This window comes from uncultured Limnohabitans sp. (assembly GCF_937889215.1).
In the GTDB taxonomy this organism is placed as follows: domain Bacteria; phylum Pseudomonadota; class Gammaproteobacteria; order Burkholderiales; family Burkholderiaceae_C; genus Limnohabitans_A.
Genome location: NZ_CALBEX010000543.1, coordinates 1 through 11,251, shown reverse-complemented (window position 1 = coordinate 11,251; position 11,251 = coordinate 1). Strand labels below are relative to the sequence as shown.

The window sequence follows — 11,251 nt, the reverse complement described above, 5'->3', positions numbered from 1 at the left end:
TGACGTGGGGTCTTTTGTTGGTGGTGTTGGCCGGATCGTGGCAAGGCGCAGACATGCGGCCGATGGAGTTGTTCCGCGACTCCAGCAACATGAGCGAATATGCCGCCGAATTTTTTCCACCCAATTTTGCGCAATGGCGCATGTATGTGGAAGAAATGGTCATCACCCTGCAGATCGCGTTGTGGGGAACCGCATTGGCCGTGGTCACCGCCATTCCCATGGCCTTGCTGGCTTCTGCCAACATCGTGCCCTGGTGGATCTACCAACCTGTTCGCCGCTTAATGGACGCTTGCCGTGCCATCAACGAAATGGTGTTTGCCATGTTGTTTGTGGTCGCCGTGGGACTGGGGCCATTTGCAGGGGTTTTGGCACTGTGGATTCACACCTCTGGCATTCTGGCCAAGTTGTTTTCTGAAGCGGTAGAAGCGATCGACCCCCAACCTGTAGAGGGCATTCGCTCAACGGGCGCTTCGGCCCTGCATGAAATTGTCTACGGCGTGATTCCACAAGTGATTCCACTTTGGATTTCATTCACGCTCTACCGTTTTGAGTCCAATGTGCGGTCCGCCTCCGTGGTTGGCATGGTGGGCGCCGGCGGTATTGGTGTGGTGCTTTGGGAAATCATTCGTGGCTTCCAGTATGCAGAGACCTGCGCTGTGATGCTGATCATCATCTTGACTGTGAGCGTCATCGATTTGGTGTCCGCGCGCATTCGCCAATTTTTTGTGTGAGGTTTTCGATGCCTTTGATGCTTTCAGAAGTGCTCGATTTGTTAGAGCAAAAAGGCCAAAGCCAATACGGCATGGAAGCGGTCAGCCAACTGGCCCATGCATTGCAATGCGCACACCTGGCAGAACAAGCGGGTGAGACGCCAGAGACCGTGGTCGCTGCTCTGCTGCACGACTTGGGGCATCTTTTGGTGTCAAAACGCGCGGGAGTACAAGATCAAAGCACCCAACAAGACGACCTGCACCAGTACATCGCATTGCCTTTTTTGCGCGGCTTGTTTCCTGACGCGGTGTTGGAACCCATTCGCTTGCATGTGGATGCCAAGCGCTACCTGTGTTTGATGGAGCCGAGTTATTGGGCCAGCTTGTCGCCTGCTTCCCAGAACAGCCTGCTCAAACAAGGCGGTATTTTCAGTGAAACCGAGGCTGAAGCCTTTATCTCGCAGCCCTTTGCTTCGGAGTCCGTTCGCTTGCGGCGCTACGATGATCTGGCCAAAGACCCCGCCAAGATTGCGCCCGATCTGAGCCATTACAAAGAGCTGTTGCAGCAAGTAGCGCACTGAGCTTGCAGACAAGCCTCAACGGTCCATGGCACCGACATGGTTGCCACACAACAATTGACAGGCCCCATGATGTTTGAATGGAGGGTGTGAATTCCACACATGCCTTGCAAATCGGGCCTTTATGGTCAGATGTTTCGTCTACGCGCGGAGCAACATTTCGCAATGGCGTGACAGGGTCAAGATCACACCGACTCTTCAGCGCCTTGTGCATCGGCGACGCGATCGAAATCCATCAGTTGGGCCAAATCATTGCGACGACCCACACCCTGGTAAGCCATGCCCAATTCGCTCAGGGCTTCAGGGTTGTAAAGGTTGCGGCCATCCAAAATGAAGGGCTTGCGCATCAGGGCTTTCATGGTCACGAAGTCGGGGTTGTGAAAATTTTTCCACTCGGTCAAGACCATCAAAGCATCCGCGCCTTCGAGCGCTTGCATGTCGGTGTCTGCCAACTCAAACCGATCCATCAGCTGCGGCTCATTGACCAGGTCCAAGCGCAAAGCTTGCAAAGCTTGCAGGCCTGCCACAGGGTCAAAGGCGCTCACCTGGGCACCACGCAGCAGCAATTGGCGAATCACCACACGGCTGGGGGCCTCACGCATGTCGTCGGTGTTGGGCTTGAAAGCCAAGCCCCAAATGGCAATTTTTCGACCTGACAAGTCGTTGCCCATGCGCTGCGTCAGTCGGTCCACCAACACCGTTTTCTGGCGCTCATTGACGACCTCAGTGGCACTGACCAAGTCCATGCTGTGGCCGTGCGCCTTGGCGGTATTGACCAGCGCCTGTGTGTCTTTGGGGAAGCAGCTGCCCCCATAGCCACAACCGGCATACAGAAAACTGTGCCCAATTCGGCTGTCAGCCCCAATGCCGCGGCGAATGTGGTCCACATCCGCACCCAAAACATCGGCCAAATTGGCCATTTCGTTCATGAAAGAAATGCGCGCAGCCAGCATGGCGTTGGCGGCGTATTTGGTCAATTCAGCGCTGCGCACATCCATCCACACAGTGCGGGCATGGTGCCGGTTGAAGCTGGCATACAAATCACCCATCATGCGTTGGCTGCGAGCGTGGTGCAAGCCCTCATCCACACCGACCACAATGCGGTCAGGACGCATGAAATCATCGATGGCAGCCCCTTCCTTCAGGAATTCGGGATTGGACACCACATCGAACAAATCGGGTGACATGCCACGCTGCGCCAATTCATGCGACATGGCAGCACGCACTTTGTCTGCCGTACCCACGGGGACAGTCGATTTGTTGACCACCAACTTGAAGCCCTTGAGGTGGCGGCCGATGGTGGCCGCCACAGACAGCACATGGCCCAAATCGGCTGACCCATCTTCGGCAGGTGGTGTGCCCACCGCGATGAACAAAATGTCGCCATGCTCCACCGCTTCACACGCATCGTTGGTAAAACGGATGCGCCCATCGGCCCGGTTGCGGCTGAGCAACTCTTTGAGGCCAGGCTCATAAATGGGCACCTCACCTTCTTGCAAAGCCCGTATTTTTTCTTCGTCCTTGTCCAAGCACGCGACCTTGAAACCCAGGTCAGACAGGCAAGCGCCTGTGACCAAACCGACGTAACCCGAACCAATGACTGTGACGCGCATGACAACACTCCTTGAGTTACATGCATGTTCATGGTTGGGCATGAAAAAATCGTGTCAGCTGCAATAAGAAATTGTGACAAACGATGCCATCACACATAAAAAAAGCCGCTCTCTTGCGAGAGCGGCAAAAACCTTGAAGAAACTAAAAGCGCGAGATCAGAAGGCGTACTTCATACCCACTTCAAACGCGTCACCTGCATTTTTAGCGGCGTCCTTCTTCAACATGTCGACATACATCGTCATGTTCTTGAAGGGCGTGTAACCAAGGCCCAAAGACAACTCTGTGCGCTTGTCTTTGCCTGTTTCGTCGACATTTTGCATGGCCATACCCACGTCAAAAGCACCCATCTTGTACTTCAAGCCTGCACCCATGATGTCAATTTTGCCCGCTGTCACTTTGTCTGTCTTGGCCACCAAACCCATCAACGTCAAGTCACCCATGCCGTACTTGATGGTGGCACCAGTTGTTTTCTTGTTCGTAATTGCAGACCCCGATGAAGAAAACTTATTGAGGTTGACAGTGCCAACACCTAAGGTTACAGCACCCATTTTGTACAAAGCTGTCACACCAAAACCTGAGCCAGTTTTGGTTTTGTCATCTGTGCTTGTGGCGCGGCTGGCTTCCACAGCCAAAGTCAATGGACCCATCGGCTTGATCCACTGCAAACGACGTCCATCGTTGTCTGAAGCGGCTTCAGTCACGTAAGCACGCTCACCATGGCCCACACCCAAGGACTCGAGCACATTGTCTTCAAAATAGCTGTCGAATTGACCGACAGAAAAACGCCCCATGGACTTGCTGTTGATGCCCAAACGAACATCATCCGTCACCACATCGCCGTTGTCACCGATCGGCTCATAGTCAATTTCGATTTCACCAAACAGCGTCACGTCTGACGAAACCTGATGGTCCGCCTTGATTTCGATCTGGTTGAGGCCTTTGCCTGTGAACGCTTGCTCGCTCAAGCCCGCGCTGTTTTTCACATCTTCGTGGTACGCGCCCACTTCGACATTGATTTGAAATTTTGTGTCTTTGTTGACTTGAAACTCAGCCGCAAAAGCGGGTGTGGCCAAAGCGGCCGATACGGCCAAGAAAAGCGCAGATTTTTTCATCATGACTTGAGTCCATTGAGAAGTTAATAAATTGCCGAGAAGTGATCAACTCAACAATTTCTATCTTCGTATCGACAAATGTCATGTCTATGAAATTTTTATGAAGTTTTAAAGACGTCCCTTTTTTGGCTTGCCGTCAACTCAGTCAACGTGAGGCATCAATCCAGGGAAGGCAAGACACGGCTGGCAGGGAACAACAACTTGAAAGTGGAGCCTACGCCCACCACGCTTTGGATTCGCAGCTCGCCGCCATGACGCTGCATGACATGCTTGGTGATGGCCAAGCCCAAACCGGTGCCACCGGTTTCTCTGGAGCGGCAGCGGTCCACCCGGTAAAAGCGCTCGGCCAAACGCGGCAAATGCTCGGCCGCAATGCCTGGCCCGGTGTCATGGACGGCGAACACCAAGCCCTCTGCCGCACTTGACCAGTTGATCTGGATGCGGCCCCCCAATGGGGTGTAACGGATCGCATTGCTGACCAAATTGGAGACCGCGCTCAACAACTCCGAGCGCGAACCCGTCAAACACACATCGGGCACAGGCGCAAATTCCAATTGGTGCACAGGCCCCTCGCCTTTGTTGGCCATCCAGTCAGAGAAGGCTTGCGCTTCAGTGGTCACTTGCAGCATCAAGGCAGCCAAAGAGACTTTGTCCTGAGTGCTGGGCAATTGACTGCCCTCCAGTTGCGAGAGCGTCAACAAATCCGCCACCAAGGATTGAATCCGGTCCGATTGCACCGACATGAGTTGCAGGTAGTGCTGGGTTTCTTGCTCGTTCAAAGGAATGGACTGCAGGGTTTCCACAAAACCACTGAGCACCGTCAAAGGCGTACGGATTTCATGCGACACATTGGCCACGAAGTCACGGCGCATGGCATCGGCCTGGGCAAGGGCCGTGATGTCGCGCGTTAAGAGCAGCAAACGCCCTTCACCGTAGGCATGCAACTGCACCGACAGTTTTTGGAGGTTCAAGGCCGAGCTGCCGCGGCCCTCAATGACAGCCTCTGAAGCGTGGTTGTCCTGCGAGAAATACCGGGCAAACACAGGGTCTCGCACCAGGTGCACGATATGCTGTAGGTGGTCTCTTTGCGCATCCAGACCCAAATGCGACGCAGCGGTGTCATTGCACCATTCAATGCGGGCTTCTTCGTCCAACAAAATCACACCATTGGGCGAAGCCTGAATGGCCAGCAAAAAATCCTGCAATTGTTGTTGGCGCAAAGTGGCCCGCCTTTCCTGCTGGCGCACCAAGCGCTGCACGCGCTCAGCGATTTCGCGCCATACACCTTGCCATGGCGGGTCTTGGCGCAAAACCGGCGCACTCAGCCAATTCTCGAGACGGTCCAGCTTCCACTGCAGCATTAAGCCGTGAACAAACAAAGCCAACAAAGCCGCAAATGCAGCACCAAGGACGCCGCCAAAAAACCAGCCAGGTATTCCCGCCAAGCCCACCAAAAGGAGCATTTCGAGAAGCAAAAAAAACATGAAAAAACCTGGCTTTAAACTGAAGGATTAGAGGTAAATCGGTAACCAGCACCACGCACGGTCTCGATCATGTTGCCCGCCTCGCCCAGCGACTCTCGCAGGCGTTTGACGTGAACATCCACCGTGCGCTCTTCGATGTAGACGTGGTCGCCCCAAACTTTGTCAAGCAAGCCTCCCCGGCTGTGCACCCGCTCGGGGTGGCGCATCAGGTAGTGCAAAAGTTTGAACTCGGTGGGGCCCACCTTGAGGGGTTTGTCGGCCAAGTTGACGCGGTGCGTATCAGCATCGAGTTGCAAGTCGCCCATTTTGACGACGCCCCCCGAAGCCTCGGGCACGCGGCGGCGCAGCACCGCACGGATGCGGGCCAGCAGCTCACGCGGTGAAAACGGTTTAACAATGTAATCGTCTGCACCTGCGTCCAATCCGGCCACCCGATCGGCCTCATCGCCCCGCGCGGTCAGCATCAGAATGGGCACAGCCTTGGTGCGTGCAGACGCACGCCATTTGCGCGCCAGGGTCAAGCCACTCTCTCCCGGCAGCATCCAGTCCAGCAAGATCACATCGGGCAAGATTTCATCGAGCTCGCGCTGGGCAGTTTCGGCGTCGATGGCCCACATCGGCTGAAAGCCGTTGTGCCGCAAATTCACCGCAATCAGTTCGGCGATGGCTGGCTCGTCCTCGACAATCAGAATGCGTGGAATGGTTCTCATAGAACCGCTTTTTCGATGTCCGTCAATGCAGTGTGGCGCACATCGGCACCCTTGACCACGTAGATCACAAACTCGGCAATGTTTTTGGCATGATCGCCAATGCGCTCAATGGCCTTGGCCACGAACAACAAGTCGAGACTGGCGGAGATGGTGCGCGGATCTTCCATCATGTAGGTCACCAGTTTGCGAACAAAGCCGTTGAACTCGGCGTCGATCAAATCGTCTTCTTTCAAGATGACCAGCGCAGTATTCACATCCAGACGGGCAAAGGCATCGAGCGCTTTGCGCAGCAAGCCTGAGGCCAAGTCGGAAGCAACACGCAATTCGGATGAGGGCAAATTGCGAGGACTGCCTTGCGCAAGAATCAGCTTGACCATACGCGCAATGCGTTCGGCTTCATCGCCAGCGCGCTCGAGGTTGCCCGTGATTTTAGAAATCGCCATCAACAAACGAAGATCCCGGGCAGTGGGCTGACGCCGAGCGATGATCGAGGCCAGTTCGGCATCGATTTCTACTTCCATGCTGTTGACTTGTTTTTCGGTCGCAATGACTTGGTCAGCCACCTCAGAGCTGAATTGGGCCAAAGAGTAAACCGCATGACGGGTTTGTGACTCCACCAAGCCACCCAGCTCCAAGAGACGTGAAGAAACTGCCGTCAGATCCGCATCAAATTGGCTTGAAATATGTTTGTCCATAGCGTTCTCCTGATCAGCCAAAACGGCCGGTGATGTAGTCTTCGGTTTCCTGACGCGCAGGTTTCATGAAAATCTGCTCAGTCTGGCCGTACTCCACCAGCTCGCCCAAATACATGTAAGCCGTGAAGTCAGAGACCCGTGCGGCTTGCTGCATGTTGTGCGTCACCATGGCCACGGTGTAATCATTTTTGAGCTCATGCACCAGTTCTTCCACCTTTGCAGTGGAGATAGGGTCCAATGCCGACGTGGGCTCATCCAACAAGATAACTTTGGGCTTGACGGCCACTGTGCGCGCAATGCACAAACGTTGCTGCTGTCCACCGGACAAAGACAAGCCGCTTTGGTTGAGTTTGTCTTTCACTTCGTTCCAGATGGCCGCCTTGGTCAGTGCCCACTCCACACGCTCGTCCATGTCAGCACGGCCGAGTTTTTCGTAGAGCTGAATGCCAAAGGCAATGTTGTCGTAAATGGACATAGGAAACGGCGTCGGCTTTTGAAACACCATGCCCACTCGGGCGCGCAGCAAGTTCAAGTCTTGTTTGGGATTGAGAATGTTTTGTCCCTCAAACTTGATTTCCCCTTCGGCATTTTGACCGGGGTACAAGCTGTACATGCGGTTGAGCGTGCGCAGCAAAGTGGACTTGCCGCAACCCGAAGGGCCAATGAAGGCAGTCACTTTGCCCTCGAGGATGTCCAAATTGATGTTTTTCAACCCCTGAAACTTGCCGTAATAAAAATTCAAGTTACGAATTTCCAAGGCCACTTTTTGATCTTTCAAGGCCGACAGACTTTGTGTCATAACTACTCCAAAAAATTAACGCTGCGTGTCTTGACGGAACAAGATGCGGGCAATGATGTTCAGCCCCAACACCACCAAGGCGATCAACAGCGCGCCGCCCCAAGCCAAGTTGACCCAGTTGTCATAAGGGCTCAAGCCAAATTGATAGATCACCACCGGCAAATTGGCCATCGGGCGACTCATGTCGGTGCTGAAGAACTGGTTGTTCAAGGCCGTGAAAAGCAAGGGAGCAGTTTCGCCAGCCACCCGTGCCATGGCCAACAAGATGCCCGTCACCACACCCGCCTTGACGGCACGCAAGCTAACCGACAAAGACACTTTCCAACGCGGTGCACCGAGTGCAAATGCGGCCTCTCGCAAACTGACAGGCACCAGGTTGAGCATGTTTTCCGTGGTGCGCACGATCACTGGAATGGCAATCAGGGACAAGGCCACAGAGCCTGACCAACCTGAGAATCCACCCAAGGTGGCCACAAACAGGGCATAAACAAACAAACCAATCACGATGGAAGGTGCCGACAGCATGATGTCGGTCACGAATCGGGTCAAGGTCGCGAAACGGGACACTTTGCCGTATTCAGCCAAGTAGATGCCGGCCAAGATGCCGATCGGTGTGGCCACCACGATGGTGCTCATCAAAATCATGCCGCTGCCCACAATGGCATTGCGCAATCCACCGCCATCGGTTCCCGGAGAAGGCGTGTCCTTGAGGAACAAGTCTGGCCCCAGGGCTGCAAATCCTCTGGAAAACAAGGTCCACAAAATCCAGCTCAAAGCCAGCAAGCCCAAAGTCATGGTAAACATCGACAGGGCGATGCCCAAGCGATTGACGAACAAACGTTTTCTATAAATCGGGTTCATGCTTTCCTCACGCGCCATTTTTGGCTGAACTGCGACGAATCAACCATCGCGAGATGGCCAGCACGAAGAAGGTCAGGACAAACAACAACAAGCCCAGGGCGAACAGCGAAGATATGTGCAGCCCCGGGCTGGCCTCGCCGAACTCATTGGCCAAGGTCGACGCAATCGACGTGCCTGGCGCAAACAAACTGCCCACAATGCGGTTCGCGCTGCCAATCACAAAGGTCACGGCCATGGTTTCACCCAGCGCGCGTCCCAAGCCCAGCATGATGCCGCCAACCACACCAACCTTGGTGTACGGTAAAACGATGTTGCGCACCACTTCCCAAGTGGTGCAACCCAAACCGTAAGCAGATTCTTTGAGCACCTCAGGCACGGTTTCAAACACATCGCGCATGACTGAAGCAATGAAGGGAATGACCATCAAAGCCAGCACGATGCTGGCGGTCAAAATACCAACGCCAATGGGGGGGCCACGAAACCAGGCCCCAATCACAGGCACATCTACCAAAAGCGCCTGAATCAGCGGCTGGACATACTGGGCAAACAAAGGCGCAAAAATGAACAAGCCCCAAATGCCATACACAATGGATGGCACACCTGCCAACAGCTCAATGGCGGTGCCCAAAGGGCGCTTCAGCCAAGCCGGGCAAGTTTCGGTCAAAAACACCGCAATGCCAAAGCTCAAGGGCACAGCGATGGTCAAGGCAATCACAGAGGTGATGACCGTGCCATAAATGGCGGCCATGGCCCCAAACTTTTCTTCAGGGACATTCCAGACATTGGTCCAAATGAAATCCACCCCGAAATGCTCAAAAGCCGGCCAAGCTTGGCTCGCCAATGAGATCAATGTCCCCACCAATGCCGCCAACACCAAGACCGCCAACATCAATGTGACATAGTGAAACAGCTGGTCTTGAAGCTTGAATCGCGCCACACGCGATGCCTGCTCTGTAGCACCTTTATTGATTGGGTCTGTTGAGGCCAAGTTCATGACAACACTTTGTATATAACGCCCACACACTGGGCAAAAAATCGGGTGGCCCGCAGGCCGCCCTTCTGTATCACCCCAAGGACCAGAGCCTCGGGGGATTCATCATGACCCCTATTACTTGATACGGGTCATTTCTTTCTCAACCATCTTCACCACGTTGGCTGGCAAAGGCACAAAGCCCAATTCAGCAGCCATTTTTTGGCCATTGTTCAAGGACCAGGTGTAGAAGTCAACCACACCTTTTTGCTTGGCAGCATCGCCTTTTTCGTAAGCAACCATGTAAGTTGCAGTCACGACTGGCCAAGCATTCTTGCCAGCTTGGTCTGTCAGGTCAGGCGACATACCGGCCACATTGAAATCTGCACCGGCGGCGGCTTCTGCGATGGTCTGCTGGGTAGGCAAAACAAAGTTACCTGCCTTGTTTTTCACAGCCAAGAATGTCATGTTGTTTTTCATGGCATCGGCAATGTCGACATAGCCGATAGCACCCACGATTTTTTGCACGTTGGCTGCAACACCTGGGTTGCCCTTGCCACCCACAGCGTTGGCTGGCCAGTTCACGCTGTTGCCCACACCTACGTCACGCTTGAACGCAACGGACTGCTTGGCCAAATAGGTCGACACCAGGTTGGTGGTGCCAGAACCGTCCGAGCGGTGGGCCACAGTGATCGCAGTACCAGGCAGTTTCACACCAGGGTTCATGGCGGCAATAGCAGCATCGTTCCACTTGGTGACGGCACCGCGCATGATGTCAGCGATGGTAGAACCATCGAGCTTGATGTCACCGGATTTGATGCCAGGCAAGTTCACCACAAAAGTAGCACCACCCATGACGGTGGGCACCTGAACTTGGGCATTCTTCTGCAAATCTGCCACTTTCACAGCGGTATCTGTACCCGCGAAATCAACAGTTTTGGCGTTGATCTGTTTGACACCACCGGATGAACCGATGCTTTGATAGTTCACTTGATTGCCAGTTGCGGCCTTGTAAGCTTCAGCCCACTTGGTGTACACAGCATAGGGGAATGAGGCGCCAGCGCCAGTGATGTCAGCGGCAAAGCTTGTAGCTGCAATGGCGCTCAGGCCAATGGCGGCCACGATGGTTTTTAATTTCAACATATCAGCTCCTGATTCAGGTTCACAAAAAATTCCGCCAACAACCTGCTTGCTGCTGACTGATTTCACTGTAGCCCTCAATTGTGACAAGTTTGTGTCAAAAAGCCTTGGTTTATGTGGCAATTGCAAAAAATCCGCAGGAGCTGCAAACAAAAAAACAAGCTCTAGGCTGTGAACCGGGCCTCAAAACCTTGCAAATCACGACACAGAAATGGCTGCCGGTGCTTAAAACTCGACCTCATGCCCCCCAGCGAATCGATCAAGTAAGTAAACCCTCACCATCCGGGCCCACCCTCGTCTCTTGGGCACGACCCACTTTCTGTGGGCCTGCAATCACTGTTCGGATACCCCTTTCTCCTTTTAAAAAATCACTGGCATCAGTCCTCGGCTCTGCATTAGCCTCCAGAACAGAATGTTTTGCTTGTTTGGGATGTCTGGGGCCTGGATACCGTGCTGACGGGACGCTTTGCATGTTGATCCCTCCAAAAAAAACGGCGCGCTGAAGCAGCGCGCCATTAACAAGCGGAATACTCCGTTATTGAGATCAGTATTTCAAATTGATCTGAAAAATAGCAGTC

General features: G+C 53.9%; 11 protein-coding genes. 2 read left to right on the top strand and 9 right to left on the bottom strand.

The window, feature by feature from the left end; all coding sequences use genetic code 11:
* Both phnE and Q0341_RS13725 read left to right on the top strand, forming a co-directional pair.
* A partial coding sequence (phnE, locus tag Q0341_RS13730; protein ID WP_299514411.1) for a phosphonate ABC transporter, permease protein PhnE occupies window positions 1-731 on the top strand: 731 nt, incomplete at its 5' end.
* 8 nt (window positions 732-739) lie between these two features.
* A complete protein-coding gene (locus tag Q0341_RS13725) occupies window positions 740-1,291 on the top strand; it encodes a phosphonate degradation HD-domain oxygenase (protein WP_299514408.1) in 552 nt (183 codons plus the stop codon).
* Between the two features lie 182 nt (window positions 1,292-1,473).
* On the opposite strand, the gene Q0341_RS13720 is transcribed toward Q0341_RS13725, so the two are convergent.
* The 9 genes from Q0341_RS13720 to pstS form a co-directional block, all read right to left on the bottom strand.
* On the bottom strand, window positions 1,474-2,901 hold the full coding sequence (locus Q0341_RS13720) for a UDP-glucose/GDP-mannose dehydrogenase family protein (protein ID WP_299514405.1): 1,428 nt from the start codon (window positions 2,899-2,901) through the stop codon (window positions 1,474-1,476).
* 156 nt (window positions 2,902-3,057) lie between these two features.
* A complete protein-coding gene (locus tag Q0341_RS13715) occupies window positions 3,058-4,017 on the bottom strand; it encodes a porin (protein ID WP_299514402.1) in 960 nt (319 codons plus the stop codon).
* 155 nt (window positions 4,018-4,172) lie between these two features.
* Window positions 4,173-5,498 (bottom strand): phosphate regulon sensor histidine kinase PhoR, encoded by a 1,326-nt coding sequence (gene phoR, locus Q0341_RS13710; RefSeq protein ID WP_299514399.1) that lies wholly within the window; start codon window positions 5,496-5,498, stop codon window positions 4,173-4,175.
* A 14-nt stretch (window positions 5,499-5,512) separates the two neighbouring features.
* Entirely contained in the window at window positions 5,513-6,208 is a 696-nt protein-coding gene (gene phoB, locus Q0341_RS13705; protein WP_299514396.1) for a phosphate regulon transcriptional regulator PhoB, read from the bottom strand.
* Window positions 6,205-6,903 carry a phosphate signaling complex protein PhoU gene (gene phoU, locus Q0341_RS13700; protein ID WP_299514393.1) on the bottom strand — a complete coding sequence of 233 codons (699 nt, stop codon included), beginning with the start codon at window positions 6,901-6,903 and terminating at the stop codon, window positions 6,205-6,207. The genes phoB and phoU overlap by 4 nt, the downstream gene beginning before the upstream one ends.
* A 13-nt stretch (window positions 6,904-6,916) precedes the next feature.
* Window positions 6,917-7,702 (bottom strand): phosphate ABC transporter ATP-binding protein PstB, encoded by a 786-nt coding sequence (gene pstB, locus Q0341_RS13695; protein ID WP_299514390.1) that lies wholly within the window; start codon window positions 7,700-7,702, stop codon window positions 6,917-6,919.
* A 15-nt stretch (window positions 7,703-7,717) separates the two neighbouring features.
* Window positions 7,718-8,563: a phosphate ABC transporter permease PstA gene (pstA, locus tag Q0341_RS13690; RefSeq protein WP_299514387.1), complete on the bottom strand. Its 846-nt coding sequence runs from the start codon at window positions 8,561-8,563 to the stop codon at window positions 7,718-7,720.
* 7 nt (window positions 8,564-8,570) lie between these two features.
* Entirely contained in the window at window positions 8,571-9,557 is a 987-nt protein-coding gene (gene pstC, locus Q0341_RS13685) for a phosphate ABC transporter permease subunit PstC (RefSeq protein WP_299514384.1), read from the bottom strand.
* A gap of 114 nt (window positions 9,558-9,671) precedes the next feature.
* Window positions 9,672-10,676 carry a phosphate ABC transporter substrate-binding protein PstS gene (pstS, locus tag Q0341_RS13680; protein ID WP_299514414.1) on the bottom strand — a complete coding sequence of 335 codons (1,005 nt, stop codon included), beginning with the start codon at window positions 10,674-10,676 and terminating at the stop codon, window positions 9,672-9,674.
* Window positions 10,677-11,251: the final 575 nt, after the last annotated feature.

Bases quoted from the DNA above. Each gene is read 5' to 3' on its own strand.
- phoB (WP_299514396.1), bottom strand. From the start codon at position 6,208: ATGAGAACCATTCCACGCATTCTGATTGTCGAGGACGAGCCAGCCATC.
- pstC (WP_299514384.1), bottom strand. From the start codon at position 9,557: ATGAACTTGGCCTCAACAGACCCAATCAATAAAGGTGCTACAGAGCAG.
- Q0341_RS13725 (WP_299514408.1), top strand. From the start codon at position 740: ATGCCTTTGATGCTTTCAGAAGTGCTCGATTTGTTAGAGCAAAAAGGC.
- Q0341_RS13715 (WP_299514402.1), bottom strand. From the start codon at position 4,017: ATGATGAAAAAATCTGCGCTTTTCTTGGCCGTATCGGCCGCTTTGGCC.
- phoU (WP_299514393.1), bottom strand. From the start codon at position 6,903: ATGGACAAACATATTTCAAGCCAATTTGATGCGGATCTGACGGCAGTT.
- Q0341_RS13720 (WP_299514405.1), bottom strand. From the start codon at position 2,901: ATGCGCGTCACAGTCATTGGTTCGGGTTACGTCGGTTTGGTCACAGGC.
- pstS (WP_299514414.1), bottom strand. From the start codon at position 10,676: ATGTTGAAATTAAAAACCATCGTGGCCGCCATTGGCCTGAGCGCCATT.
- phoR (WP_299514399.1), bottom strand. From the start codon at position 5,498: ATGTTTTTTTTGCTTCTCGAAATGCTCCTTTTGGTGGGCTTGGCGGGA.
- pstB (WP_299514390.1), bottom strand. From the start codon at position 7,702: ATGACACAAAGTCTGTCGGCCTTGAAAGATCAAAAAGTGGCCTTGGAA.
- pstA (WP_299514387.1), bottom strand. From the start codon at position 8,563: ATGAACCCGATTTATAGAAAACGTTTGTTCGTCAATCGCTTGGGCATC.